This window comes from Vibrio sp. Isolate22 (assembly GCF_022398115.1).
Classification (GTDB): Bacteria; Pseudomonadota; Gammaproteobacteria; order Enterobacterales; family Vibrionaceae; genus Vibrio.
This window is the reverse complement of the sequence record NZ_JAKEUW010000006.1, coordinates 73722-100208: the sequence shown is the minus strand read 5'-3', so window position 1 is coordinate 100208 and position 26487 is coordinate 73722. Positions and strand designations below refer to the sequence as shown.

19 protein-coding genes and 3 pseudogenes are annotated in these 26487 nt (G+C 40.5%); 13 read left to right on the top strand and 9 right to left on the bottom strand.

Features of this window, described 5'->3' with window-relative positions:
• Positions 1-167: 167 nt before the first annotated feature.
• Entirely contained in the window at positions 168-1400 is a 1233-nt protein-coding gene (locus L1D55_RS05965; protein WP_239916843.1) for an integrase domain-containing protein, read from the bottom strand.
• A 345-nt stretch (positions 1401-1745) separates the two neighbouring features.
• Here L1D55_RS05965 and L1D55_RS05960 point away from each other — a divergent pair, with 345 nt between their 5' ends.
• From L1D55_RS05960 to L1D55_RS05945, 4 genes are read left to right on the top strand one after another with little or no spacing between them, the layout of a single operon-like run.
• Entirely contained in the window at positions 1746-3002 is a 1257-nt protein-coding gene (locus L1D55_RS05960; protein WP_239916841.1) for a site-specific integrase, read from the top strand.
• Positions 3002-4717, top strand: coding sequence for a hypothetical protein (locus L1D55_RS05955; RefSeq protein WP_239916839.1), 1716 nt, complete (start codon positions 3002-3004; stop codon positions 4715-4717). The genes L1D55_RS05960 and L1D55_RS05955 overlap by 1 nt, the downstream gene beginning before the upstream one ends.
• On the top strand, positions 4714-6702 hold the full coding sequence (locus tag L1D55_RS05950; RefSeq protein WP_239916838.1) for an ABC transporter ATP-binding protein: 1989 nt from the start codon (positions 4714-4716) through the stop codon (positions 6700-6702). Before L1D55_RS05955 ends, L1D55_RS05950 begins: the two co-directional genes overlap by 4 nt.
• 2 nt (positions 6703-6704) lie before the next feature.
• On the top strand, positions 6705-7148 hold the full coding sequence (locus L1D55_RS05945) for a hypothetical protein (protein ID WP_239916837.1): 444 nt from the start codon (positions 6705-6707) through the stop codon (positions 7146-7148).
• Positions 7149-7439: 291 nt separating this feature from the next.
• On the opposite strand, the gene L1D55_RS05940 is transcribed toward L1D55_RS05945, so the two are convergent.
• The 3 genes and pseudogenes from L1D55_RS05940 to L1D55_RS27685 form a co-directional block, all read right to left on the bottom strand.
• Positions 7440-9125, bottom strand: a complete 1686-nt coding sequence (locus L1D55_RS05940) for a hypothetical protein (RefSeq protein ID WP_239916836.1) — start codon at positions 9123-9125, stop codon at positions 7440-7442.
• Positions 9126-9189: 64 nt separating this feature from the next.
• Positions 9190-9393, bottom strand: a complete 204-nt coding sequence (locus tag L1D55_RS05935; RefSeq protein ID WP_239916835.1) for a hypothetical protein — start codon at positions 9391-9393, stop codon at positions 9190-9192.
• A gap of 135 nt (positions 9394-9528) precedes the next feature.
• Positions 9529-9668: pseudogene (locus L1D55_RS27685) on the bottom strand (integrase); the annotation flags it as partial.
• Positions 9669-9743: 75 nt separating this feature from the next.
• Here L1D55_RS27685 and L1D55_RS05930 point away from each other — a divergent pair.
• A complete protein-coding gene (locus L1D55_RS05930; protein WP_239916834.1) occupies positions 9744-10178 on the top strand; it encodes a DUF4145 domain-containing protein in 435 nt (144 codons plus the stop codon).
• Positions 10179-10469: 291 nt separating this feature from the next.
• Here L1D55_RS05930 and L1D55_RS05925 read toward each other — a convergent pair.
• Positions 10470-11362: pseudogene (locus tag L1D55_RS05925) on the bottom strand (IS110 family transposase); the annotation flags it as partial.
• 90 nt (positions 11363-11452) lie between these two features.
• Here L1D55_RS05925 and L1D55_RS05920 point away from each other — a divergent pair.
• From L1D55_RS05920 to L1D55_RS05910, 3 genes are all read left to right on the top strand, one after another.
• The gene (locus L1D55_RS05920) at positions 11453-12139 is read left to right on the top strand and encodes a hypothetical protein (protein ID WP_239916833.1); all 687 of its coding nucleotides are present in this window, start codon (positions 11453-11455) and stop codon (positions 12137-12139) included.
• Positions 12140-12279: 140 nt separating this feature from the next.
• Complete coding sequence (locus L1D55_RS05915; protein WP_239916832.1) at positions 12280-12642, top strand: hypothetical protein; 363 nt, start codon at positions 12280-12282, stop codon at positions 12640-12642.
• Between the two features lie 253 nt (positions 12643-12895).
• Entirely contained in the window at positions 12896-13639 is a 744-nt protein-coding gene (locus L1D55_RS05910) for an NYN domain-containing protein (RefSeq protein ID WP_102454732.1), read from the top strand.
• A gap of 114 nt (positions 13640-13753) precedes the next feature.
• Here the strand turns inward: L1D55_RS05910 and L1D55_RS05905 are convergent, their stop codons facing one another.
• The 4 genes and pseudogenes from L1D55_RS05905 to L1D55_RS05890 form a co-directional block, all read right to left on the bottom strand.
• Complete coding sequence (locus L1D55_RS05905) at positions 13754-14104, bottom strand: hypothetical protein (protein WP_016788350.1); 351 nt, start codon at positions 14102-14104, stop codon at positions 13754-13756.
• Positions 14105-14203: 99 nt separating this feature from the next.
• The gene (locus L1D55_RS05900) at positions 14204-14635 is read right to left on the bottom strand and encodes a hypothetical protein (protein ID WP_239916831.1); all 432 of its coding nucleotides are present in this window, start codon (positions 14633-14635) and stop codon (positions 14204-14206) included.
• 978 nt (positions 14636-15613) lie between these two features.
• Positions 15614-17434: a hypothetical protein gene (locus L1D55_RS05895; protein ID WP_239916829.1), complete on the bottom strand. Its 1821-nt coding sequence runs from the start codon at positions 17432-17434 to the stop codon at positions 15614-15616.
• 200 nt (positions 17435-17634) lie between these two features.
• A pseudogene (locus L1D55_RS05890) lies at positions 17635-18232 on the bottom strand (tyrosine-type recombinase/integrase).
• Between the two features lie 110 nt (positions 18233-18342).
• Here L1D55_RS05890 and L1D55_RS05885 point away from each other — a divergent pair.
• Genes L1D55_RS05885 through L1D55_RS05865 form a run of 5 tightly spaced genes read left to right on the top strand, consistent with a single transcriptional unit; the run spans position 18343 to position 26415 of the window.
• Positions 18343-20046 (top strand): class I SAM-dependent DNA methyltransferase, encoded by a 1704-nt coding sequence (locus tag L1D55_RS05885; RefSeq protein ID WP_239916827.1) that lies wholly within the window; start codon positions 18343-18345, stop codon positions 20044-20046.
• Positions 20043-21344: a restriction endonuclease subunit S gene (locus L1D55_RS05880; RefSeq protein WP_239916825.1), complete on the top strand. Its 1302-nt coding sequence runs from the start codon at positions 20043-20045 to the stop codon at positions 21342-21344. Before L1D55_RS05885 ends, L1D55_RS05880 begins: the two co-directional genes overlap by 4 nt.
• A complete protein-coding gene (locus tag L1D55_RS05875) occupies positions 21344-22150 on the top strand; it encodes a hypothetical protein (protein WP_239916823.1) in 807 nt (268 codons plus the stop codon). The genes L1D55_RS05880 and L1D55_RS05875 overlap by 1 nt, the downstream gene beginning before the upstream one ends.
• A 9-nt stretch (positions 22151-22159) precedes the next feature.
• A complete protein-coding gene (locus L1D55_RS05870; protein WP_239916882.1) occupies positions 22160-23191 on the top strand; it encodes an SIR2 family protein in 1032 nt (343 codons plus the stop codon).
• Entirely contained in the window at positions 23188-26415 is a 3228-nt protein-coding gene (locus L1D55_RS05865) for a type I restriction endonuclease subunit R (protein WP_239916821.1), read from the top strand. Before L1D55_RS05870 ends, L1D55_RS05865 begins: the two co-directional genes overlap by 4 nt.
• The last annotated feature ends 72 nt before the right edge of the window (positions 26416-26487 follow it).

Here is a 26487-nt window from a genome sequence, read left to right as displayed (position 1 = left end):
TAAAAATAAAGCCTCGGAACTTAGTAAGGTTATCCTCTTAAAAACAGTTAGTTAAGACAATATGAGTCTCTGATCAACGCAGTGAGACTAGATCGAACGACTTGATCTTGTAAATAAAAGCCATGCAAAATGCATGGCTAATTGTGACTCTCGTCACAAAACTATGTCTAAATGACTGATGTTGGCTTTGCGATAGTGTTTGCGCTTTTGGCCGCGTCATGGATGAAATTGCTCCACCATTGCATGATTTCTCGTCTCTCATCCAGATATTGGGCGTTGTTGTATATATCTCGGATCGTATTTTTATCAACATGTGCCAAAGACAGCTCGATAGCGTCTCGATTAAACCCCTGTTCGTTTAAAGCAGTACTACCAATCGAGCGCATACCATGACTTACCAGTTTCCCCGTCAACCCCGATCGCTTCAGAGCAGTGTTAACGCTTTGGGTATTAATATGCCCGCTTTTGCTTGTGTCACTCGCAAAGACATACCTTTTCCCCTTGGAGATTGGTTCCATGAATTTAAGAAGCTGCATCGTAGCATCAGAAAGTGGGATTTTATGAACTCTGCGACTTTTCATCTTTTGTTCTGGGATGATCCAGAGCTTATTTTCGAAGTCTATTTCGTGCCATTGAGCCTGAGCGCTCTCAGATGGTCTAGTCAAAGTATGAAGCTGAAACTCAAAGGCACAACGGGTCACCATCTTGATGTTTGCATTTGACATTGCATTCATCAGTACAGGCAGCTCATCGGGAGTGAGTGTTTTCATATGCTCAACTTTAGGCTTCTTGAATGCGTCTTTAATTCCCTGCAATGGGTTTGAATGTATAACACCACAGTTCACTGCAAAAACCATAACATCATTCAAACGTTGGCAGACTCGTTTTACTGTTTCTAGTGAGCCTTTCTGCTCTAATGGGCGTAGTTGCTTAATAACAGTTGGGGCAAGAAGGTCGCGAATGGGTAGCTGGCCAAGGTTCGGAAATATGTGTAGTTCTAGTGAGCGCCAAATATCTCGTGCATAACCTGGAGTAATGGAGTGCTTTTTAACTTCGAACCATTCTCTAGCGACATAGAGTAGTGTTGTTTCAACTGCTAATTGCTCGGCAGCAGCTTCATTGTTTCGATGAGTCTGTGGATCGACTTTTTCAGCGACAAGCTGGCGGAACTCTCTGGTTTTCACCCTCGCTGACGCCAAGGTAATATCTGGATAGATACCAAGGCCGATATTCTTTCGTTTCTTGGTAATAGGGTGTATGTAATTAAATATCCAAGATTTTGTGCCGTTTGGTTTGATGCGCAAAAATAAGCCATTTCCATCGCCAAGGCTATACTCTTTGTCTTTCGGCTTTGCCTTACTTACTTGGGTTGTTGATAAAGGTTTGATTATTCGGGCCATTTCTATCTCTTCCTTGCCTAATGTAACACTGGGTATGGTGCATTACATATCGTGTTACATTTAATGTTACTTCATGGAAGAGATTAGGTGAAATTCAGTGAGACGCCTTGATACTGATCAACTCAATACTTTCAAGGGCTTAAAACCAAAAACGGGACGTCCTGAGACGTCCCGATACACGTGTTTGGTGGAGCTGGCGGGAGTTGTATCGTCAAGTCTTAAGTTATGAATCAACCCTCAATTCTTTGATTTTTGGTAATATGAACAACCCTAAAGTCTTGACTTTGTATTTTTTATGAACAAATCTTATTCTATTACTAACCTCTAAGTTGCCTTCGTATGTACATGACTCACAAGATCAAAAGCCTAAATCTTCTATCCGATTTTTATGTTCAGGAAAATTTATCCTTGAAAGATGGAGTACTTCATGCTGAGTCAGATAAGAAAACTTGTGAGAGTTTATACGTTGTTATAGAGAGTGAAACAGGTGTAGTAGTACCACCTGTATTATCATTTATAGTATCGCACTATAGAAATCATTCAAAAACTTCATCAGCAACACAGGCTAAAGCGTTACGGCTATATTTTGACTTTCTGCATCAGCACAACCTCTCTTGGAATATAGGGGCGCTAGAATCTGTGGATAGACCTTTTACTGGGTTTAAGTGGTGGTTAAAAGAACAGTACGAAGAGGGCAACATTGCTGGTAGTACCGCTCGGTCATATTTTAGCGTTGTCGTTAATTTCTATATATTCCATTTGGATATTAATACTCCATTTACCTCTATTCCTATGGAGTATGAGGAAATAGAAATAAAACAGTTTGATAATGACCCATTTGCGCATATAGCAGGAAGAAGCATTGTTAGGCGAGTGTCTACAGAAAAGTTGGATGTATCAGCTCGAAGTCAGGAAGGGTCTTTAAAGCCGTTTACTATACAAGAGCAAGAGATGTTTTTTACGAAGCTGAAAGAGCATGGTTCGGAAGAGTTTTTGCTGATATGTGCGCTTGCAATCTTATCAGGGCTTAGAGCAAGCGAAATTGCAGACCTTCGGACAGACATGTTTGCGATCTACAAAGATGATGACCCACATTTTGAGTTAGAACTCGGCGCAAAAGTACAACACAAAACGAAGCAGAACAGTGAGCTTCCAGTTACGATTGCAGGTTCTGCCGTAAAGCTGCTAAAGCGTTACCACATCAGCAGTCGTTATGTAAATCGACTAAATAAGTTCATAAATAATGGTGGTGAAAGAGCTAATGTCTTTATTACACAAAGAGGCGGAGCTTATTCCCAGCACACAATATCGACACTTTTTAATCAATTTGTACATAAATATATTTACCCTGAATATCCACACTTTTCACATGACTTTCATGATTTAAGAGTCACGTTTGGAGTTGATGTAATGAATGCCGCTCTAAACGTGAAGAGCCTTAGCGATAGTGAAGCACTGAGATTCACCAAGAGTCAAATGAGGCATAAAAATATTACAGATACATTGCGGTATCTCTCTTACTTTCAGAAGTCTAAAGCTTTGGTAGAACAATCAAAATTAAATGAAGAGCTATTAAGCCTAATTTTTAGTGAGGCGGCTTAATGGTAAAAAAATCAAGAAAGATTGAAGTGTCGAAGAGTTCTCATTCGAGGGAAACTAGTGCTACTGATATCGGATACTGCATTAAGTTCGATAACGAGTTTGGAAACGAATATTCGGAAAGTGTATTGAGTTGGATAAAAGAAACCGAGCTAGATACAAAGGAAATTAGGCAGGAGTTATCTTTATTTGTTAAGCATATTGTAAGTAGTTCATTCGCTTCAGAAACGAAATTGACTAAAGTTCGAGATTTTAAATTGTATGTACGGCACTTAAGCTCGTACGACACTGTTCAGTCAATTGCAGCCAAAGACAGTATTGAAAGTTATCAAGGAGTACTACACAGAAAATACAACCTTGAGGAGATATCAAAAGCTACTTTTGAAAAAAAAAGAAAAATTCTCAAGCAAGTTATGCATGACTGCTTTGGTATCGGTAAACTTGACTTTGATAAGTATTTTCCATCTTTAGGTAAGCGAACTGGTGTACTGTTTGGCGCGACTATTAATGGGAAAGATAACTCAAAAGGCTACAGTAAAGAAGGGTACAAAGCCCTCCTTAAATTCTTAATTAATGCCGCTGGTTTTTATCATACCTTGAGTGTTCAAGGTGCTCCAATTGAGATCCTAAACGACACTCAATTTAAGCATGATATTGGCGGTCTAACCTATACCATCAAGCACAGGGTAGCAGGTGTCATCAATACTAAGGGGTATATCTCGAACCTAGCTTCGATGTTTTACTCTTCAGTGTTTGTTGCAATAACGGGTATCAATCAGTCTCCTGCTTTTAGGCTGAAGAGAAGTTCTATATCAAAATCCGAAATCATAGATGGCATGATAAAGATTTCGATAACAGACAAAAGAAAGAAGAAAAAAGATGCGGAAAAACCATTACTAGTAAAGAAGCATTTTAAAACTTTGCTTGAGAAAATTATTGAACATTCAAAAAGAGTCGATCCAGAAGGAGGACTCCTTTTCCCTTTTGTTAACCCCGATGGTAGCGTTAGCTCCATTCAGTCCAAAGCGTACCAAGGTCTACTACGTAACACTCTAAGCCCTTTAAGCCTATCACTAGGAGCCGAGAGTTTAAAACTAGATACTCGAAAGTTACGACACTCCTACGGACTATTTTTCAATGACATTCAACATAGAGCAGAAGTGCTTAACAACTCGGTAGTTGTTTCTGATAAGCACTATAACCAAGGCTCTGTCGAAGAAAATAATAAAGCTCTGAAAAAAGGTATAGCTGCTTATCAAGATCTGTTTCAAGTAAAAGTGATCGATGAAGCAACCTCGAAAGCTGTACTTAATGATAATGAAAACTCAACCAAAACGCCTTCAGGTGGAGTGTGTACCAATGCAGTTTCATCTAAAGAGGCTGACCGAAACACACGAAAAATCAAGAAGTCTGGCTTACGTAAAGAAGGGGAGGTTGTTTATTGTACAAGTTTTTTATCATGCATTACCTGTCCAAATCATCTGTTTGTAAGATCCGAGAGCCACGTTTATCAACTGTTGTCGCTACGACAAGTCTTAATCAACAGTCGATACGAATGCGAGGCTGGAGGGCTTTTTGGAAGTAGAGAAGTAATAGAGAACGCTATCAAGAATATTAAATACCTAGCTGAACATAAGCTAGATAAAAAACTAGTTAAGATAGCTAAAGATATGATGAGAGAACAAGGAATTTCACCATTATGGATGTATGATCTATGACTAATTATTCAGTTAAATCAGCAACCTCTGTTAAAGAGCCTTGTAAGAGTCTATCAGATATGAGTGTTTTTGATTTAATAAGTCAAAACCCTGCTGTTGCTTATGATTTAAAAGGCGAAGTTGTTTCTAGGTTCACTGATCCTGAATGGGATTTCAGTGCATATCGAGACCTTAGGAAGAACAGTTCTAAATCAACGTGTAAAGTATATTTTCCAACCGATAATATGTCGGCCAACTTACTTTTAGAGCTGAGAGTTATTATTTTAGCTGTTTTCAAATCAGAGTACAAATCCAGTGGCCGAGCAACGGTTGCCACGGAAGCCATGAGAACATTACGACCGATCTTCAATGAGCTACAGGAATGCAATCTAATGTCAGTGACTAAGCTAAACAGTAGTATAGGGATGATTAAATACTTAGAATCTGTCAAAGGAAAGTACTCTCATTCAACGCTAGAAGGCAGGTTCGGGAGGCTTAACTCTGCTTCCCGTTTAAATTTAAATGGCTTGAATATTAGCCTTCCACTAAGAGGAAATGCACTAAACGGTAGTTGGGCTTCGCTAAAGCAGCTAGTTGCTCCTTACGTGGCAGAGAGTGCTCATGTTAGGCAAACTTTGTACATACCGTTAGAGCTTCACTCAAAGCTATTATCTGAATCGTTAGATATCATTAATGACGCACCTGATGTGATAACGAAAATTAATCGAGTTTTAGAGAAAAAGTTCAAGCAAGTTAGAAAATCCAGAATAGTTGTACAATCAAAGTATCCTACAGATGTTACATACCAAGCCGAAAGGCATCGAGTATCTCAAGAAAAGAAAGGAAAGTTCAAAAGCTTAAAACAGCTCTTGATAGATGAAGGCTTAGGTTATCTTGCCTCAAAAGACAAGAATACAAGGGTCTACCATGGATATATAAGCCGTGTGTTTGCTGCTTGCTATGTAATCATTTCATCTTATACAGGAATGCGGTTTGATGAAATCACATCATTGAAAGATGATTGCTTTCGGTGCACTCCTGATGATGAAGACAAATATTATTATGTCCGATCATATGAGACGAAAATATCAGGAGGAACTGATGTAGATTACATTACTATTCCTGAAGTGAAAAAAGCTATTGATCTCATAAAGTTGATACATAGACCTGCCAAACAATTAGTACCATCCTTGAAGGGTAATAACTTTCTGTTGATCAGTGCAAATGTCAGTATTCTCCCAACATTCGCAGCCTCAAATCCAGTGACAAAGTCGTTGCAAGACTTAGCTAAACACATCGGACTCATAGTAACTGAGTCTGCTTTAGAGCAAAGCAAAGCGATGAATCGAGGGCGTGAGCACATAATGGTCGGAAGCTTGTGGAAGTTGAATACACATCAATTCAGAAGAACTCTAATAGTTAACTTTCTTACCCATGATCTTGCTTCAGCTACAGCGGTTAAACAGCAGGTAAAGCATATGTACCAGTATATGACGGAGTATTATGGGAAAGGGGCAGAATTAGCATTTACTCAAAGGTTGCTAAGAGATGGGTCTATCATGGAAGATATCGCTAATGAACACATCTTGGTTAAAACTAACATATACAGAGATTTATACTACTCAGATAGCCACTTAGAAGGTATTAAGGGCAAAGAGATCGAGGCAGTGAGAGGAGCAGCCATTCAGTTAACTGATGATGAAATTAGGATTTTGATAGAGACTGGAGAGTGGGATATAACTAAAACTCCTTTTGGCTATTGCACAAAAGCACATAAATGTGAAAAAACGGATGCTATCGACCCGTCAGTTTGTGGAGAAACTTGTGATACGACGATAATCACACTAAATAATGCAATAAACTGGAAAAAACTATACGACAGAAATATCAAGTTACTCAGACTTGAGAGTTTGGAAGGTTTTGCAGGGAATGAAGGTATGATGAAAAGTCAGAATATTGTAGCGTTACGAATCATGAAAGCATTTAACTTAGAACCTGAGGTATAAGCATGAATGGCGAACAAAAGTTAAGAGCAGCTTTAGCAAGGTTGAAAGAGGGGAGGCCGATTCATGTAAGCTCAGGTAAGAGAATATCGCTTTCTTCTATAGAAGATGAGGCTGGAGTTGGTCGTAGTTTAATAAGGCATTACCCTGATTTACACAAAGAAGCTCTAGATGTAATAAAAGCTCAAAAGCGGGAGCCTTTAAGTCCAAATACCAGACCAGAAAAAGCAGAAGATATTGATACGATAAAGAAAGAGTTAGTTGAAAAGAAGGCTGAGCTATCCGAACTACGTAAAGCCAATAGTGAATTAATCAGAACAAATGCCGAGTTATTTACCTTGTTGAATGCAGTAGCACATAAGAACAGACGAGACATCGATTTAGAAAGTGTGGTTGTCTCAGTAACAAAGGTTAACATTTCGGATAACATAAGGTCTTTATTGAAGTGATTATGGCCTTTAACTAATCCATCTTTTACTTATTTATAAAAGATGGATTTCTTTGAAGGAAAATAGATGACGTTGCTTCTTTTTATAAGAGGTAGCTAACTTAATATGGATTAGTCAGGATTCCATTTGTCAGATCCAAACAACGATGTAATCAGATCTGACAGATTGAAATTATCCGTGAGATGTTAATTTAGCAGATTCACTGACGCGTTTACTTGCCGCCATGCTTAGGGACATAAGCGACCTCGCCCATTTGTCCCAAATCTAGAATATCTCTATGAATCATACATCTTAGCTATCCTCATTTTTTTGTGTAAGTTTCCTTAACTCTGCCTCATATTTGTATAATGGATCATTTGATGGTGTGCTATTTGCCCTTGCTAAGTGTTCTGTTAGCATGTGGTGGATACCGCCATGATGTGAGAGAAAATAATTAGTGAGTCTGCAAATACAGTTTTCTTCGTGGCCACAATTACCCGGTGCGCTGTTGCTAGCAAGCACAAGCACAGCATAAAAGTCGTACTCTCGCAGACAATCCATGAACTCTAATGAGTTCTTAATTATCTCTTTTTGTAACGCGAAAAACTGTTCTGGATGGCTTGTAATGTTGAAAGCACCCCAATAGACGGCATCACGAAGCAAGTTCAGTAAGTAAAGAGTTGATGGTGGCACGCTTCCCAATCGTTCTACTCTTGATGCGGTTTCCAATTTTTTATAATGATTGGCGATATGAGTTAGCATTGCATGCAATGAGTAATCTGGGTTTGTATGCCCTTGTGTATATCCCTTAATCTTTAATGAGCCAAGAGTGAGAATCGCTTTAGCTATAATCTTCGCCACATTGAGGGCTGTAGGTGACATTTTGGCATCGCCATTGTCGTCCAAAATACGACCAACGATGAGTGCTAACTCATTTTCTTCTTCATTAACGGGATTATCAATATCAAAAAAGCCGTATCTATTTTTTAGCAACGCCAAAATAGCATTTTGAAACTGTTTGGATACCTCGAGGTTTTTAAGTACCTTGTACCGTCCGATACATTGGTTTCGTTGAAGATTGTATTGAGCTTGGATGCCGAGGTGATCCAATACCTCATGATGGGCGTTGGAGTAATTCCTAGCTGGTATTGTATCAAGCTTTTTCTTATAGGTATTTAACTGAGACTTGAAGTTTTTCGCTCCTCTGGATACATCTGTTGATAGCTCAATGGTATTGAGTTTCACGTCTTCTTCTAGGATCTTGAGCGCAAATGGTAGTATCTTCAAGAACTCACTTTGTTGAATAGTGTTTCCCGGTGTGGGGCTGCTTAATTCTGTTAAGTAAGCCTCGATAACGGCTGAGTTTTTGATACTCTGCTTTTTGTTAGTTGTATTAAGTGCGAGATAGTTATCGAGTGTGCTAGGTAGTACTTTCTCGTCTAAAGCTATTGGTTGGGGCTTTATTAAGTCTGCCCATTTTTTATTAATGAGTCCTAGTTTGTAGTTTAATACCAGCAGTTTGTAGATTGACCCCTTGTAACGTGAGTTTTCGCTCTTGAGATCCACCCTTATCGTCTCGGCAAATTCCTTTGCAAACAGAGTTAACACTTTATTAATTTGAACTTTAAAGTTAAACGATTTAGCCTCATCTGACGCTTTACCATACTGGTTCACTAAATACGTTTGTAGCTGTTTCAGCGTAGGTTTATTTAGTTGAAGAGGATTACCCATTTCGAATCGTGATGGGTACTGTTCAACTAGGTATCGATCGTGAGGGTTATTGCAAAGCTTCATATCTGCAATTATTCTCCGCAGCTTTTCAGGTGTTCGTAACTCCTCCTCCACTTCCGGAGTAGAATGAGAACTGTATAGACTGAGGTAATGTCGATCAAACAATGCGGGTTGAGATGTGCAATCGTTGTCACTATTTAAATACTTGTCTATTTCGTCTTGGCTACGTGTGATAGCGTCAGACCGTTTAGTTTTGTGAATTGTCATAAAGCCTCCATACCAAAGTGATAGCAGATATAAACTGACATATGTTGAAGATTTAACTTAGTCGTTATTTAGGGCCGCGACCACGATTGGCCTGAATACGGTTGTAAATGCTTGAACGACTCAGCCTCAACTTGTCTGCTATGACATGAACATCGTATCCCTCATCATAAAGAAATTGCAGGCACTCGTCCTGAGCTGTGCGACTCATTTGTTGGAACTGATATAAGAAGGCGTCATCGGCAAAGATACGGAAAGTAGGTAAACGCATATGTGAACTCCGGATAGGATGTTAATCTTGAAGTATTACATTACGATTTATTTTTGCTTACTGCATGCGATCGAATCTTATGTCAATCTAGGTTGTTGATTTTATGGGGTAAATAATTGCATTGGTAAGCTGTTGTTTACTATCAATAGCTAGCTTAAAGAGTGTAAGATCAAACAATCGGTCTTCGACTTTCAGCCTAATCCTGATACGTCATATATCCTCAAGTTTGAATACTCCCTGCTCCCGACGCGTTTGCCTTTGTTCCATGCAATCATGAGCTGATTCCTTTTGGGACAAAAGCGAGTTATCTATGTGGCCAGATTGGGTTAGTTAGTAATATGGAGGTATTTGTGGACTCTGATTACATGTTACAAGTCGGGGATGAGATTGGTCTTGTTAAAGACAATCCGCGATTATTAGTTATCGTTTCTCACTCATTTGTGGAGATGATCGTCAAAACACTATCAGATCACTACCTTCCGGTAGTGAAACTAAAAAATCATAATCAAAGGTTGGAAAAGCTTAGGAAAGAACAAGTCATTGATGAGTTCCAGTTTCAGGTTTACGATTGGTTTCGAGAGCTTAGAAATAAAGCTGCACATACACCAATCTTTAGGCTTAATGACAGCGACTTCGAACCGTTACTTGGTCTAGTTAAAAGAGAACAACTTGGAGTTCAATCGTTTCATTTATTTTCTATTAAGTTGATCTCTGAGCTATGGAACAAGCATCTAGAGATTCTTGGACCAGTGTACCTTGGAAAATATCGCTTACAAGGCGTTTAAAACGGATTCACAACGCTTGGCGATCTTAGTTTAAGTTGAATTAAGTGTTTATTGTACAATGGTTTAGGTTGGATGGTTGGCGTTGTTCACCATTTAACCCGGCAACATGGATTTCCCCGGTTGTCAAACATCCGCTAAACTTATATTGATTGGTTTTGGATTGCCGCTCTACATTCGGCCTACTTATCGACGATTCGCATACGTCGTGGCCCTGATGACTTGCGCGACTGCCTATTCGTTAGATGACATCTAGTGTGTCCGCCGCATTAACAGGCTCTCCGCAAGTGGTCTTAACTTATCTTGCTTGTTGCTAAGGTTGGCAATCACGGTCCTTGCCCGTGAACTAATAATGTTCGTAAGTATTTGTCGCCGTGTTTGGTTATCCGGCCTAAACGAGGCTTTCCTCCTGTGGAATATTGCTTTGGTACTAAGCCTAGCCAAGCAGAGAAATCGCGACTTTTATCAAATTGAGAGCCATTACCTATCGAAGCGAGTATCGCTGTTGCAGTTTGCGGCCCGATACCTCGAACCTTAATCACTCGTTGAACATTAGCGCTGACCTTAGCAAAAGAATCGAAGACTTGCTCAGTATCGGCGATACGTTGATTGAGTTCGTCAAGGTGGTGATAAGCATCGGTTATCACCGTTCTTGCGAGGTGTGGTAGTTCATTTTCTGCATCTTCGAGTATTAAGGGAACCTGTTTCATCAATGAAGAGCGACCAACAGGAATGATTAATCCGAATTCAAAGAGTAGGGCACGCATGCGATTCATAAGCGCGGTACGTTCACGAACCCAATGCTCTCTCATTCTATGTACCGATAAGATGGCTTGTTGATCGGGGGATTTTATGGGCACAAAGCGAGTTGATGGACGCTGAACAGCTTCGCAGATAGCTACTGCATCATTAAGGTCGTTCTTCCCTTTAGTTCGATAAGGAACCACGTATTTAACAGCCATAATGCGGGTGTCGTGACCGAGTTTGTTAAGTGTTCTTGCCCAATAATGTGCACCACCACACGCTTCAACGCCTATACGCATGAGTGGCATATTTGCTATTGTAGTCAGTAGTTTAGAGCGGGTTACTGACTTATGAAGTATGACGTTACCATTTTGGTCTACGGCATGAATACTGAAGTGGTTTTTAGCTAGGTCGATACCGCAGAAATAAGAATAATCAGACATGGTGCCTCCGATGCATTTAAGTACCACATAAGTGTGGCAGATCCTCGGTAGGGGGAATCCATGTCATTCGTTAATTCCCAAGAGGTAAGCATGACTTATCAAGCAAGCTGTACTGTTCAATTTAATAAAATTTTAGACCAGCTAAATGTTGTAGTTCCTCCGAGAGGAAAACAACGTACAACGGAGCATTGCGAAACGTGGACTATCCACAAAGCTCTGTCTACTTTGCATTGTCACAATGTTATTAGTTTCCCTATTTCAATTGAAAAGTCCGAAAAGCCCGATTATTGGATTGAAATGTCGGGAAAAACATATGGTGTCGAGTTAACGGAAATTATTCATTCTGACTATGCGAGGGCTCAGACACTACCGGAAGTTCAGAATGATAAGTCAGTCTTAGATTCTTCGTTATTTAAATGGGGTCAAGCAAGTCGAAGTACGAATGAACTGCGTGAAATAGCTACCAAAGAGAAGCTAACTGGTGCTCCTTGGGTTGGCGATAGCGTGGAAAGAGAATTTGCTCAATCTATAGCTGATACGGTGGTTGGAAAGCAGAAAAAGCTTAAAGCTCATTATAAACGAGCTGACGTTGATGTGTTGCTGATCTATCACAATCAACCTTCACCCACACTGGATTATGCTCAAGGGTTAGAATTCGTCAAAAAGAAACTAGCTAACTGTTGGGATCAAGGTTTCAATGTTGTTATTGTCATAAAAAATGAGCGTCTCTTTGTATTAACAGAGTTATCGCAAATAGCATTAAAACTTGAGGGTTAACTGTTTAAGAGTAATTTGCAACGCGTGGAATTGTAATTATACGTTGGTTTAGTGTTTAATGTGGTATGCAGTTGCTTCGGTATTGCGTTGCTCCCCCTTTAATAGAGCGTTGATGTGAATAGACAAAGTACAGGAGTAGTATGAAATTTACAGGTTTTTTGGATGCGTTAGCTGAAGGTGAGATTGAACCAAGTTTCGTTCGAAACCTTATTACAATGCTTGACGAAGAATATAACTATATAAAGTTAGGTGGCAGGTGGTGCTCTGTTGACGAAGTCTTACCTGAAGGCTCCGTAGCGAAAAATCTTCTACGAAAGTACGCTTTTTACAACTTGGATCCTGAATATGCATTTTCTTCTGGAAACCTCAAAGCTCAATATATCCCAGATGAAGACTTCATTAACGATGGTACAGCCATCATCATATTTTCTTTAGTTGGCTCCCAATGGCTTCATACAGTACGAATTTCAAACCAAATCGAAATGTTCAATGAATTTCGGTAAGTATTTACATACAAGCCTTTAAGGCTTCAAAATACTTTTTCTAACCCAAAATTAGTCCGTTAGAATCCATACTTTAACGTGTTTTTGTCCAAAGACGCGTTACATTTTTCCTGTAATAGCACTCATTCGGACAAAAACAACCCAGAAGACTTTCTTGAATTCGATGTCCTCCAAACTTCCAACTCGGCTCTTGTGCTAGATTATATGGGTTTAGTACGTTGAGTTTGATAATAAATCAAGAACAAGTTGGAATATGGGAAATAAAAGAATAGCGGTTCTGATCGATTCAGATAATACACCGCACACAAAATTAAGTTTGATCGTAGAAGAGTTATCCAGCTTCGGCCAGATCATCGTCAAAAGAGCATACGGGGATTTTTCCTCCGATAATCTAAAGAACTGGAAGCAGCCGCTAAACGAACTGGCAATACAGGCAAAGCAGCAATTTGCATATACAACTGGGAAGAACTCCACTGACTCTCTGATGATCATTGATGCGATGGATTTGCTCTATACCCAAAGGTTTGATGCTTTTGCTCTGATATCTAGTGATAGTGACTTCACTAGCTTAGCTACACGGTTAAGAGAATCAGAAATCCATGTCATCGGTGTTGGTAAGTCTATGACACCAACTGCCTTTAAGAACGCTTGTGATGACTTTGTTGCGATAGAGAATTTATCTTCTATCACCCCAGAAGAATCACAGCCTGATGAAGAGCACCCTCAACAGTTAATAGTAAAAGATGGAGATCGTGAACTGTGGAGGTTGATGCACCAGTCATGGCAGAACTACCGTGATGAGTCTGGATGGGCTAAGTTGGGGGAAGTTGGTAACTATTTGAAAAGGTTGAAGCCCGACTTTGATACCAGAAACTATGGTTTAAAGAAGCTCTCGGACTTTTTTGAGCTATACCCTGCTCGCTACAAAACCAGAAAGTCAAAAAATTCCGGTCTAGAGTTTCAACTTGTGACAAAGGCCAGTAGGCAACAAGCATGACAGTAATAGCAAGCCCGTCCCGGTTAGCGGCTCCGGGCTTTTAGCTCTAATAGGGAAAGAAGCAAGTTAGCGGAGCAGTCTTTATCACACCTTAGTGACAAGAATTGGACAATGTTACTTGATATAACCCATTAAACACTCACCTGCTTTATATTCTGAATAATGCGTGGCCATTTGTTGTTTTTCTTCTTTTCCTTGAACAATTGGGTATTCAAATACGTCCCCAATAATAATTTTACCTCTGGTGTACTCATCAACACTTTTTGTGGCTCCTTTTAGGGTTTCTTCCATCGTGTTGTATTCCATTCCCATTTGTCGAAAAGTCATGAAATACTGTGCTGTTTTACCGACTTCACGACAGTTGTCTGCGATTGATTTTCCATCGTTTATCGCATCCTGAGAAAAAGACGGGTGACTAAAGGTTATCAAGAATACAACCAAGCTCCGCATGAGAATTTTGTCCATATAGCCAATACCTTATTAATGATTGTTCATTATGCCAGATGATGAAAGAGCCGCTGGTGAATATGGTATTGCAGTACCACGTTTGGGGACAAAAGCGCCTTAGAGTGATCGCAGAGCTTCAGTTACGCTATCCACAGTAAGAACGTTGCAGTAAACCCTCGATGTCGAGTCTTTGTTGCTGTAGAGCTGGACTTTACAGTTGCTATTGTTAAAGTCCATTTTTACACCCCAAACATCTCCTGAGTGAGGGCGATTATCCATCAATTCCTCTGTAATAAGGCTTTTGATGTCAGAGAGTGTTATCAGGATAAACTGGTCAGGCACCACTCGTACCAAAAGGTACGCATTTGTAGATAGACGGTCGAGATTGACCTTACGTAAATCAAACCAATAACCACCAGTGCAATTTTGAGCAACGGATGGTGATATGACGCTTATTGCCTCTTTGAAAAATACAGTAGTATTTGAGAACTGCCTGAAACCATTATTTGTAAGCACTTGGATGTTGTGATGTCTTGTAGACTCAGTCATCATTTCCTCCTTGTTCAAGCTGAGATAGTACCTCTTCAATCGACACAAGACCTTGAAGTTACCTTAGTTTAGATATGGAAATTTGGTCTTGTCCATTACTCAGCAGAGGCTTCCCTGCGAAATGTTCGAAAATTCTAGCTCCAGAATCATTATAGACAGGGCTTCACCTTCGCAATAGGTCTAAGCTCATAGTTTTAGGAGGTCAATAATGAAATCACCAACGACAGTCAGAAAGCTAGAAGATTTGGGGCGAGTCCAACTTTCAGGGATGCTTGTAGACTAATCATAGACACTTGGCGTTTAAAAACTCGCATACCAAGAGTACAAGTGCACCATGGCATTGCATTCCCTAAAAATATGGTCGTCTATATTAGCGATTTTAATATTTCCCTGCCAAAACCTTTAAACACTAGCCTTCATGCATCCCTCAACATCTGGATTTTTCCATATGCTTTAAGAGAATCAAGTGGCTATTCATCTTTTGCGCAAGCCATAAACTATCAGCCCATATTGCTTCTAGAGGATGATGAGCAGAGTAATATTGTTATGCTCGTCAATGATCGGGAAATTTATAGGGTTCCTTTACATTTCCGATGGAGAGGCCTTCATGGTCATTCTCAGTTAATGATATATTCGGATCAAGTTACTCTAGATGGAAAAAGACTGAAACCTCTTATGTATCAATCTACTAGTTAAGTTTCAGTGTCAATATTGCTCTTGTTGATAGTTTATAGCCTTCTCCAAGAACATCTGGCAAAGTTGTTCGGTTCTTTGCTATGAAAAGATAAGTTGAATATCGTTGCAGTGGTTGCAGTGGTTGCAGTGGTTGCAGTGGTTGCAGTGGTTGCAGTGGCACGCTGAAGTTGACCATTTAATTAGATCTCTAGTACGAACCTGTTCCGGCTAGCTCCGGGACAAAAGCGCCTTAGAATAAACCTCTAAGGCATAACTTATTTTTAAAGCGTTGGACTTGTTAGTTTATTGAACAAATAAGCTTATTAAGGCTTCAAGTTCTTCAGTTTTGTTGTAGTTCTGATCTTTATATTGTTTTTCTGGGTCTTTACCATTCTTTTGCTTTTTCTTTAACTCCTTGATAGCAGGGTTCAAGTGCAGTTTCACATCCTTAAGTTCATCTGCCAATCTTAGTAATGCAACCTGACTATTTGTCACCGTCGGTTTCGATGCAATTACTGCCGTAATTGCATTCAAATTACATTTTAAATAGTGTTCTGCATACGCACATAGCAGCTCTAGGTTTTTGACGCGACCCCCATCATGAACCAGTATGTTTCTTGCACGGTATAGGCGTTTAATTTGCAGCGAAACCTTTTGAGTATGCTTGTCAATGTTTTTGGCTAAGCTCAAGGAGTCTTGACAAAGCTTTGAGAATGAATTTAAGCGATACTTAAAAAAAGGAAAGTCGTTGAGTTCTTGTAATATCTTGTTCGATTTCTCTGAACAGCGGAAGGTTGAAAACATTTCCAAAATAGTTAAGTTACTAATGTCAAATTGCTCCCCGTTATCTAGCGTAAAGAGAGTCTTGTTTATATGAGTAAGTGCCACCTTATATGTCCGCAACCTTTTGATCACATAGTCAATAGCAATTGGTGGTACGGCAGCCAGAGTAACTTTTTCATCATCGCCGGGTTTATTGGTCTTTAGCGGCACATCGCGAGTTAAGGCTTCTAAGGCAGTCCAATTACCAACAAATCTAGTCTCAATATTCTCAGTAGATGTGTTGATCCTCAGTTGACGATAAGCTCCTGCTAACTTTGTGTCCGTCAAAGAGTTATCGAGTGAACCGATAAACCTTTGTAGTTCATCATTGTCCATCTTGTGAATATGATTAGGTATTGGAGAGTGAAGACGAATTTGTTTTTCTATCTGGGTCGATGTATCAATCGATTTGAAATTCTTTGCAATTGATAGGTTAATATTTGGGATTGCAAAGCTTAATGCATCTAGAATTTCCCCAAGTTTATCATGCGCTTTTATACCTGCTGCGATTCGCGATCTTGCACTTATCTTCATTAGCGCATTCAAGGTTTTATCATTATTAGAGCTTCGCTTTAAGCTCATTGAACCAAATGTCCATGTTGAACCATGAGCTAAGCGTTCAGCTAATTCTTTATTGCTGACTGACAATTCAATTTCGTATTCTTTACTTTCTTCCAGCAAGACGGTTTTTAGGTGCTGGTATCTATCGCTAAATTGCTCTTCACCATCGAATTTAGTTAGTAGATGTCGGTAATAATTATGTAACTCATTGATACTATAACCTGAAGCAATTAATCCTGAGATAATTGACTCTGTAACAACTAGGATTTTTTCAAGGTGTTCATGGCTATCATTTGGGTGTTCAGGGAAAACCAAGCTTTCGAGGTAATCGAGGCCAGTTTCGATATAGTGCTTTTGTAATTGATCCACATACTCCACTAGATGGGAGCGCACTAGCTCTGGTGCTTTGTTTACCGGAGCTTCACCTTCTCCTTGATCGTTTGGGGTGGTAAGCGAGAGCATTTTTTTTGTCAGCTTATTAAATGCAGGCTTTGTGACAATTGGGTCTGTATTTAATATGTTATTTAGCTCGCTAGCTACAACATACCTTTTGTTTGCACCGCCGTAAGCTTCACCAAAATCAAGAAGAACCAACAACTCTTGACATCCATTTATGGAATGAAGGAAACTAGCTCTCTCACTGTCTAGACTTAATTCATGAGTCATGTTGAACCACGCACCAAGAAAGAAAGATTCGGTAATGGTCAGGTTTTGACTAAGTATGCCAGTATCAACTTTCAAGAGTTGCTCCTAATGGTGAGTTTTGCTATAGTTCTGACAAGAATACAGATTTTGATTGGTTAGTTCTAGTTAACTGGCTGATAAACCGAAAGATTGGTCTCGCTTCTGGATTGGTGCTATGTCCCACAGTCGTCTTGACCACCCTATATGGCCCCACTGCTGACGTAGTGGGGCTTTTTTATAAGGGTTAATGCTAAATTTCACGTCTCACAACTCTCCGAAATCCTTAGCGCATCTTCAATCTCGACACCAAGGTATTCAATCGTGCTTTCTAACTTAGCATGACCAAGAAGTAATGGAATAGCCCTAAGATTCTTGGTTTTAGCGTAGATCAAAGAAGCCTTTGTTCGGCGCAGTGAATGTGTGCCGTATTGCGTCTTATCTAGCCCGATATCAGTAACCCAACGGTTAACCATGGTGGTGTAGTAATGGTTAACCGTTGGGTTGACCTTCACGGCGTGGACTTGGAAACAGATAGTCTGTTGGTGACAATGAGTTTTGAATGATCCACTGCGATAATGTTTGTTGAGTCTTGGGTGTTATCTCGAAGTGTACTTCCTGCTGGGTCTTTTGCTGTTTGACGATTGTTCTCGACATCACACAGCCACTGCGACTGACATCTTGGACTTTCAAGTTACGTAAATCACAGGATCTCAATTTGCAGTCGATGGTAAGATTAAACAATGCCAACTCAAATAAGCGCTCCTTCAATTCAAGTCGAATACGGATGCGCCAAATGTCTTCTAGTTTGAAGGCTTTCTTCTGACCTACACGCTTTCCTTTATTCCAAGCTTCCATAATGTGCTCCTTACTTCATAAAAATGCTCTTTAAGTAAGGCAGAAATCAAAGACAATGCTGCATCCAGTGGTATGATTGACGGAATATTTCTATAACAAGAAAACTTCTAATGAATCAAACAGAACAACAGTATTTGAAAGAGCTTGAAGGCAAGCTTTGGAACGCCGCAGACAAGCTACGCTCAACGCTAGACGCAGCGCAGTACAAACATGCAGTGTTAGGTCTAATCTTCGTTAAATACGTCTCTGATGCGTTTAAGCTGCGTCAGGATGAAATTAATGCTGACATTGCTAATCCTGATCACGAATACTACTTGGATCCTGCTGACTTCTCGGAAGAAGAACTAGCAGAAGAGATTGCGATTGAACTGGAACAGCGTGATTTCTACACAGAGAAAAACGTGTTCTGGCTACCTACTGAATCTCGTTGGCAGTTCCTGCAAGATAACGGCCCATTGGTTATTGGTGGTGCTGAACTCGATATTAATGGCAAAGCTAAGAAAATTACTTCAGTTGGTCACCTCATTGACAACGCACTTGAAGGCATTGAGCGTGACAACCCGAAACTGAAAGGTGTACTGAACAAGTCATACTCTTCACTGAAGATTGACCAAGCGAAGCTGAATGAGCTTATTAACCTGATTGCGACAATCCCGTTTGTTCATGCTGATTTAAATAGTAAAGACATACTAGGTCACGTATACGAATACATGCTTGGTCAGTTCGCACTGGCTGAAGGTAAAAAAGGTGGTCAGTTTTATACGCCAGCATCCATCGTAACACTTATCGTTGAGATGATTGAACCGTTTGAAGGCCGTGTCTATGACCCTGCGATGGGTTCTGGTGGTTTCTTTGTTCAATCAGAGAAGTTCATCGAGCGTCATGCAAATGAGAAGAAGGTTGATGCTCTTACTCAGAAGCAGAAGATCTCTATTTACGGTCAGGAATACAACCACACAACGTGGCAACTCGCGGCGATGAACATGGCGATTCGCGGTCTTGATTACGACTTCGGTAAAGAGCCTGCAAGTACCTACACTAACGTGCAGCACCCTGATCTTCGTGCTGATTTCATCATGGCTAACCCTCCATTCAACATGAAAGAGTGGAACACTGGCGTAGATGATAACGATCCTCGCTTCAAATACGGCCAACCGCCATCAGGTAACGCTAACTTCGCATGGATGCAGCACATGCTTCATCACCTAGCACCTGAAGGCTCTCAGGCGCTTCTGTTGGCAAACGGCTCTATGAGTTCAACGACTAACAACGAAGGTACTATTCGTCAGGCATTAATCGAGAACGATTTGATTGAATGTATGGTGGCGCTACCCGGCCAACTGTTTACCAACACTCAGATCCCAGCTTGTATCTGGTTCTTAACTAAGAACAAGAACCCTCGCGTTGATAAAGCAGGTCGTAAGCTACGTGGCCGTAAAGGCGAAGTGCTATTTATTGATGCTCGTAATCTTGGCTACATGAAAGACCGAGTATTACGTGATTTCAGTTTTGATGACATTAAGAAAGTTGCAGACCTATTTCACGCTTGGAAAACGGGTGAAGAGGTTCATGGTGTCGCTTATGAAGATCACGCAGGTTTCTGTAAATCAGCAACGCTTGAAGAAATAACCAAACATGACTTTGTGCTAACACCGGGTCGTTACGTTGGTGCGGCTGCTGAAGAAGACGATGGTGTTCCATTTGAGGTTAAAATGCAGACATTGAGTATCGCCCTAAAACAACAGCTAATAGAAGCCGACGAATTGACTGAAAAGATTAGAAATAACCTAAGCAATTTAGGATACGAAATATGAGTAATTGGCCTCAAATTAGCTTAAAAAACTGCCTGACACTCATTGTGGATAATAGGGGAAAAACAGTACCAACAGTTGAGAAAAGTCATCTAGCTTTAATTGCTACAAACTGTGTTAATAATCATAGCTTGTATCCTGAGTATAAAAACGTCAGGTATATATCCCAAGAAACTTATGAAAATTGGTTTAGAGCCCACCCTGAGCCTGAAGATATACTCTTTACACTAAAAGGAAGCCAAAACGGTGCAGCCTGCCTTGTCCCCGATACTATAGACTTTTCAATTGCGCAGGATATGGTTGCTCTCAGGGTTAATAAAGAGATTATTGACCCTTATTGTCTCTTAGCTTCTTTAAGGTCAAGAGAGGTTCAATATCAGATCAAGAATTTTGATAGTAGTGACGTGATACCGCACTTCAAAAAAGCCTATTTTGACAAGCTCATGCTACCTCAACCTCCTATAGAAATTTCTAGACAAATTGGTGGGGTGTACAAATCGATAGAACATAAGATTCATCTCAACAACCAAATCAACCAAACCTTAGAACAAATGGGGCAAGCCATCTTCAAGTCATGGTTTGTCGATTTTGATCCAGTAAAAGCCAAGATGAATGGTGAGCGACCAGAGGGAATGGATGCGGCTACTGCCTCGCTATTCCCAGAAAAGCTAGTTAGCGAAACTGGCCTACCTGAAGGCTGGAAGCTATCTGAAATTGGTGACGAGGTTACTGTTGTCGGTGGTGGTACACCATCTAAGAAGAATGATGACTTCTGGGTTGATGGTCACATCCATTGGACTTCTCCAAAAGATCTCTCCGGTGTTCAAGACAAAGTCTTATTGGATACAGCAAGTAAACTCACTGAAGCTGGTTTGAAGAAAGTTAGTTCTGGTTTGTTACCAGTGGATACTGTTCTTTTGTCTTCCCGTGCACCAGTTGGTTATCTTGCTCTAGCTAAAGTTCCTATGGCGATTAACCAAGGTTATATCGCAATGAAGTGTGAGAAAGTGTTGCCGCCAGAGTTTGTTCTCCAATGGTGTGTTCACCGAATGGATGAGATCAAACAAAGAGCAAGTGGAAGTACGTTTGCTGAGATTAGCAAGAAGAGCTTCAAACCTATTTCAGTTGTTGTGCCAAGCGAAGATATATTGAGAGCTTATCGTAAAGTAGTTAAGCCACTTTACGATGCCATCACATCTAATGCACAGCAGAATGAACAACTTGCAAGCTTGCGAGATACTTTGCTTCCTAAACTGCTATCAGGAGAAATTGAGCTAGCAGTCGATGAGGTAAGTAAGTAATGAATGTACATCCTGACTATTCAAAACTAGAAGTACGCCTGACAGAACTATTTGAATCTGTTAGCGGGTACAAGTCTGATGAAGGTGGCATTTTGGATTCTAAGTTCGAGTCTCAATCTAAAAGTATGCCTTGGCAATCTCTTTTAGAGTTGGAGCTTGCTGAGTATTTAATTGACCTTAATTTAGATGTTGACTCGAAAGATGAAGGCCCAGATTTTCAGCTCAAGAAGCCGTTTGGTTGCGATAGCATCTGGTTAGAAGCTGTGTGCCCTAAAAATGGTAATGACACACCAAATGGTGAGGTGCAGATACAACAGAAAAGCAGAACCAGCTTAATATCAGCCCCTTTAAGAGATCCCGATTACGAAAGGCGGCTAACTGCTGTATTGGCTGAAAAAGCTAGAAAATACAAAGGTTATTTAGCTCGTGAAATTGTAACGCCTACCGACGATTGTTTGATCGTAGTATCCACAGATGAAATTAATACTCACTATTTGCCTTTCGAGCAGCAACGCATAGCATCAGTTTTATTCAATGAATCACCAGTCATCGAAATTAATCGATTTGGGGGAAGTCGCAGACAGGATATGGGGCTATTTACTAAAAATGGGGAACCAATCAGTTGTAGTTTCTTCGATAGCAATTCGTTTATAACTGGTGTTGTATACAAAGATCGAGGTGATTTTGTTTACTTTTCTCCTGAGTATCGGGCTGGTATTTCACTTAAAGACTGGATTACAGATAGTGCGGTGGAAAGCTCGTCTTCTAACTCGCTTTCCGGTGAAATCGAGTTAGAGGGGAAATAGTTTGTGAACATGGATTATTTAAAGCCTCTATTTGATGAAGAGCTAAATTCAGACGGTGACATAGTTGAAATCGCTGGATCAGAGTTCGAAAGGTGCAAAATACTAAATGGACTAGAACCAGAGACTTACGCTCTTGCGTTTAATGATTGGTTGACTGAAAAACAAGAAGGGTTGCTTGTAAAAGCAAATGAAATACTAGGAGATTACGATAATCAAGGCCGCTTTGAGCAGTTGATTCGAACCTATAATTTAGGAAATTTAGTACCTTTTGTTGGGGCCGGTTTATCTATTCCTAGTGGTTACCCTAGCTGGACATCTTTTTTGTACCAATGTTGTGGTGAATCAAACGTTGGAAAGGAAGAGTTATCACAATTATTAAATGATGGTTTGTATGAAAAGGCAGCTCAGTTGCTTCATGATGATATGACTCCCCCTGTCTTTAATGAGCTTTTAGACTCAACATTTGATAATGAAAAACCTATGGAAGGTGCAATTCATTATTTGCCGTTTATTTTCAAAGATAAACACGTAATTACGACGAATTTTGATTCATTACTTGAAAGAATATATGCCGATAAAAATCAGTCATTTGAGGCTGGAGCAGTTAAATCAGGACGAAATTTGTCTGAAGTCACTCGCCTTTTGATGACGAAGCCACGACTTCTAGTAAAAATTCACGGTACATGCAATCAAGTAATTGACCGTGTGTTACTACAAGATGAATATAATTTGGCTTATCAGGATGCTGGTGATGTCGCAACTTTCTTTGAGCGTCTTATTTTTCGTGACTCTTTGCTATTTCTCGGTGCAAGTTTAAATACTGATCGCACAATAAAGAAGATGGAAAATCTTACTACTGATAAGGGGCATGATTCTTTACCTAGGCACTATGCTTTCTTGGAATTAAAGGCTGGTGACAATCGACTGGAAAGGAAACAAGTATTAGCTCGCGCTAATATATTTCCAATCTGGTACCCCGAGGGTGAACATGATGAGTCGATTGAAGCTTTGCTCTATAAATTAATGAAGGAGTGCGAATGATTACTGAAGAGCAATTAGAACAACAATGTCTCCAATGGTTTATCGATCAAGGCTACGTTTACAAAAATGGCTATGACATTGCTCCTGACGGTGACTCCCCAGAGCGTGACGATTATCATCAAGTAGTATTAAAGCAGCGGCTGTTAAATCAGTTAGAAGCTATCAATCCAGAGCTTCCGATAGAGGCACTGAATGATGTGGTTAACACGGTATCTTCCCCTGATACGCCAGTTCTTATTAAAAACAACCGCGCCTTCCATAAGTTTGTGATTGAAGGGGTGCCTGTTGAATACACTGCTGTTGAAGATGGCGAATCGAAGACAAAGCATACTCACGCTCAGTTAATGGATTTTACGACGCCAGATAACAATGAGTTCCTTATCGTGAATCAGTTCACCATTACAGGCACGAAAGGCAATCGTCGTCCTGATGTTGTTGTGTTCATTAACGGACTACCAATCTCAGTCATCGAGCTAAAAAATCCAGCCGATGAGCATGCCGATATTTGGAATGCCTTCAATCAGCTTCAAACCTACAAAGATGAAATTTCAGACCTGTTTGTTTTCAATGAAGCGTTGATCGTCAGTGATGGTTGGACAGCTCGTGTTGGTTCATTAACCGCAAATAAAGAACGATTCTTACCTTGGAAAACCGTTGCTACAGAGGATGACAGACCGTTATTGGAGTTTCAATTAGAAACCATGGTTCGTGGCTTCTTCAAGCAAGATTTATTGCTCGATTACATTCGTTACTTTGTACTCTTCGAAACCGTCAACGACAAAATAATCAAGAAAATTGCAGGTTATCACCAGTTTCATGCGGTGAGAGCGGCTGTTGAGGCAACAGTTCGCGCCGCCAATACCTCAGGTAACTACCTTGAGAGCACTATCCCTGCACTAGAAAAGATTAAGCAAGGCAGTGGTAAGGCTGGAGTTGTTTGGCATACTCAAGGCAGTGGCAAAAGCATATCTATGGTTTGCTACGCAAGTAAACTGTTACAGCAAGCATCCATGAATAACCCAACAATCGTGGTGGTGACGGATAGAAATGATCTAGATGGTCAGCTTTACAACACCTTTGGGATGGCGCAAGAGACGCTAAAGCAAATACCTCAACAAGCGGATGATCGTGATGCACTACGTGATCTGCTTTTAAATCGCCAATCTGGCGGCATCATCTTCACGACGATTCAAAAATTCGCTTTATTAGATGAAGAGACAGAGCACCCTAGACTATCTGAACGAAGTAATATCGTTGTCGTTTCTGATGAGGCGCACCGAAGCCAGTATGGCAATAAGTCAAAGATGGTGGAAGTGAAGGACAAAAACGGCACGGTAACAGGTCACAAGTACGTTTATGGTTATTCCAAGTACATGCGTGACGCACTGCCGAATGCTTCATTCATCGGCTTTACAGGGACGCCTATCGCAATGGATGACAAAGACACGCGTGGTGTTTTTGGCGAGTATGTCTCTATCTACGATATTCAAGATGCCGTTGATGATGGTGCCACGGTTCCTATCTACTACGAATCTCGTCTTGCTAAGCTTGATATTAACCAAGATGAAATTGAGCAACTTAACGATAAAGTTGAAGACGAGATTGGTGAAGATGAAGAAACGGCAGATCGTGAAAAAGTAAAATCAGAATGGGCAACGCTAGAAAAGCTGGTAGGCGCAGAGCCTCGCATTGAACAAGTAGCAAAAGATTTGGTTGAGCACTTCACTACTCGAACATCGACATTTCCCGGCAAGGCAATGATTGTCTCGATGAGCCGAGAGATCTGTGTCGACCTCTACAATGCTATTGTTGCTATTAAACCAGAGTGGCATCACCCAGATACCGATAAAGGTGCAATCAAGATTGTGATGACAGGCTCCGCATCAGACAAAGAGAAGATGCAGCCTCACATTCACGATAAGAAAACAAAAAAACTATTCGAGAAGCGCTACAAAGATACTGACGATGAGCTTCAACTCGTTATCGTTCGAGACATGTGGTTAACAGGATTCGATGCGCCTTGTTGTCATACTATGTATATCGATAAGCCAATGAAAGGGCATAACCTGATGCAGGCGATTGCTCGTGTAAACCGAGTATTTAAAGATAAGCCCGGTGGTTTGGTTGTCGATTATATTGGTATCGCAAATGAGCTTAAAAATGCATTAAAAACCTACACAAATAGCCAAGGTAAGGGGCAACCCACCGTCGATACGGCAGAAGCGTTTGCGGTATTAATGGAGAAAGTTGATATCATCAGAGGGATGTTTGCAACGCCTGTTGAGACAAAGGTATTCAACTACCGTCCTGACTTTGAAACGGATGCATTGCGCTTGTTACCGGGAGCAGTTAACCATTTGTCAGGTTTATCTCATACTGACGCTAACGGAAAACAAGTCAGGGACGGAAAGAGGCGATTCCTCGATGTGATGGCGGCTTTGGCTAAAGCATATTCACTGTGTAGCACCATGGATGAAACTCACGGTTATAAGAACGAAATCGCCTTTTACTCTGCGATAAAAACAGCTTTTATCAAGCACTCAACGGTAGACAAGAAACGCACCGATGAGGAGCGCAATACAGCATTGAAGCAAATTCTAAATAATGCTGTGGTAGCCGATGGTGTTGATGACATTTTCACAATGGTTGGTCTTGATAAACCGAATATCGGGCTTCTTTCTGAAGAGTTCTTGGAAGATGTGAAGAACATGAAGGAGAAGAATCTCGCTGTAGAGCTGTTAGAAAAGCTACTTCGTGATGAGGTTAAATCTCGCATGAAGAACGATGTCGTACAGGAGAAGAAATATTCTGAGCGTATTATGTCGACGCTTCAAAAATATCATAACCGCAGCATTGAAACGGCTCAAGTTATCGAAGAGTTGATTCAATGGGCGAAAGAGATGCAAGAAGATGGCGAGTTGCTAGATAAACTCAACCTTTCTGTCGACGAAATTGCCTTCTATCGCGCCTTGGTCGACAACGAATCTTCGGTCAAAGAGCTTGGTGATGACAACTTACGTAAACTTGCTATTGAATTAACTCACCAACTACGTAAGTCAGCTACGGTTGATTGGCAAAAGAGGGATAGTGTTCGTGCTCGTATGCGTAATCTTGTACGTCGATTACTGCGTAGATGGAAATACCCGCCTGATGCGGCAGAAGAAGCAATTAAGCTTGTGCTTGAGCAGGCTGAAGTGTTGGCTGACGGTTGGTATGCGGCTTAAGTTGTAGATGGGGCAAGGTGTGGAAGCCTTGCCTTTTGCATATTTATTATCAACTTTATATGAAGCGAGGGA

Coding starts and splice junctions, on each gene's coding strand:
- L1D55_RS05900 (WP_239916831.1), bottom strand. CDS start 14,635: ATGACTGAGTCTACAAGACATCACAACATCCAAGTGCTTACAAATAAT.
- L1D55_RS05960 (WP_239916841.1), top strand. CDS start 1,746: ATGACTCACAAGATCAAAAGCCTAAATCTTCTATCCGATTTTTATGTT.
- L1D55_RS05940 (WP_239916836.1), bottom strand. CDS start 9,125: ATGACAATTCACAAAACTAAACGGTCTGACGCTATCACACGTAGCCAA.
- L1D55_RS05945 (WP_239916837.1), top strand. CDS start 6,705: ATGAATGGCGAACAAAAGTTAAGAGCAGCTTTAGCAAGGTTGAAAGAG.
- L1D55_RS05885 (WP_239916827.1), top strand. CDS start 18,343: ATGAATCAAACAGAACAACAGTATTTGAAAGAGCTTGAAGGCAAGCTT.
- L1D55_RS05955 (WP_239916839.1), top strand. CDS start 3,002: ATGGTAAAAAAATCAAGAAAGATTGAAGTGTCGAAGAGTTCTCATTCG.
- L1D55_RS05905 (WP_016788350.1), bottom strand. CDS start 14,104: ATGGACAAAATTCTCATGCGGAGCTTGGTTGTATTCTTGATAACCTTT.
- L1D55_RS05965 (WP_239916843.1), bottom strand. CDS start 1,400: ATGGCCCGAATAATCAAACCTTTATCAACAACCCAAGTAAGTAAGGCA.
- L1D55_RS05935 (WP_239916835.1), bottom strand. CDS start 9,393: ATGCGTTTACCTACTTTCCGTATCTTTGCCGATGACGCCTTCTTATAT.
- L1D55_RS05950 (WP_239916838.1), top strand. CDS start 4,714: ATGACTAATTATTCAGTTAAATCAGCAACCTCTGTTAAAGAGCCTTGT.
- L1D55_RS05910 (WP_102454732.1), top strand. CDS start 12,896: ATGGGAAATAAAAGAATAGCGGTTCTGATCGATTCAGATAATACACCG.
- L1D55_RS05875 (WP_239916823.1), top strand. CDS start 21,344: ATGAATGTACATCCTGACTATTCAAAACTAGAAGTACGCCTGACAGAA.
- L1D55_RS05870 (WP_239916882.1), top strand. CDS start 22,160: ATGGATTATTTAAAGCCTCTATTTGATGAAGAGCTAAATTCAGACGGT.
- L1D55_RS05880 (WP_239916825.1), top strand. CDS start 20,043: ATGAGTAATTGGCCTCAAATTAGCTTAAAAAACTGCCTGACACTCATT.
- L1D55_RS05915 (WP_239916832.1), top strand. CDS start 12,280: ATGAAATTTACAGGTTTTTTGGATGCGTTAGCTGAAGGTGAGATTGAA.
- L1D55_RS05920 (WP_239916833.1), top strand. CDS start 11,453: ATGACTTATCAAGCAAGCTGTACTGTTCAATTTAATAAAATTTTAGAC.
- L1D55_RS05865 (WP_239916821.1), top strand. CDS start 23,188: ATGATTACTGAAGAGCAATTAGAACAACAATGTCTCCAATGGTTTATC.